Annotated in this window: 1 protein-coding gene; it reads left to right on the forward strand. The window is 70.7% G+C overall.

Going from position 1 to position 604, the window contains the following annotated elements:
- Positions 1 to 311 precede the first annotated feature (311 nt).
- On the forward strand, positions 312 to 604 hold a 293-nt coding region (locus DEIPI_RS28490; protein WP_045233646.1), incomplete at its 3' end, for a glycoside hydrolase family 3 N-terminal domain-containing protein.

Below are 604 nucleotides of genomic sequence, written 5' to 3' on the forward strand. Positions count from 1 at the left end.
ACGCGCAGGGCGCGCGCCCCGCCCTTCTCGGCGGCGCGCGCGAGCGCCGCGATGACGCGCGTGTCCCGCAGGGGGCTGTCGTCGTCCGCCTGGCAGGAGACGACGAGGTGGTGGCGCAGGCGGTCGAGGACGCCGGGCTGGATGGTAGGTTGAACCACGCGCGCTCCCTTCATGGAGTGAAGCTCCAAAGTTGACAGTGCTTTTGGAGCAACATACCCTTGGGGGAGCAGGCTGTCAAGAGAATTCTCATGAGCGGAGCACCCGCTCCCACCGCCCCCCCGAGCCCCGCCCAGACGCCGTCAGGAGACGTGATGATCCCAGACTGCCCCTCCGCCGGACCCCTCCTCATGGTCGACATTCCCGGCCCCGTCCTCGACGACGACACCGCCGAGCACCTGCGCCGCCACCGCATCCGCGCGGTCTGCCTCTTCCGCAAGAACGTCGAGAGCGAGGCGCAGCTCGCGAAGCTCACCGCCGACCTGCGCGCCGTCATGGGCGAGGAGGCCCTCATCGCCATCGACCAGGAGGGCGGCTGCGTCGTCCGCACCACCTTCCTGCCGTACCCGCCGAGCGCCATGAGCCTCGGCGCGTCCCACGACCCCGC

The sequence above is a fragment of the Deinococcus pimensis DSM 21231 genome (assembly GCF_000519345.1).
Classification (GTDB): domain Bacteria; phylum Deinococcota; class Deinococci; order Deinococcales; family Deinococcaceae; genus Deinococcus_A; species Deinococcus_A pimensis.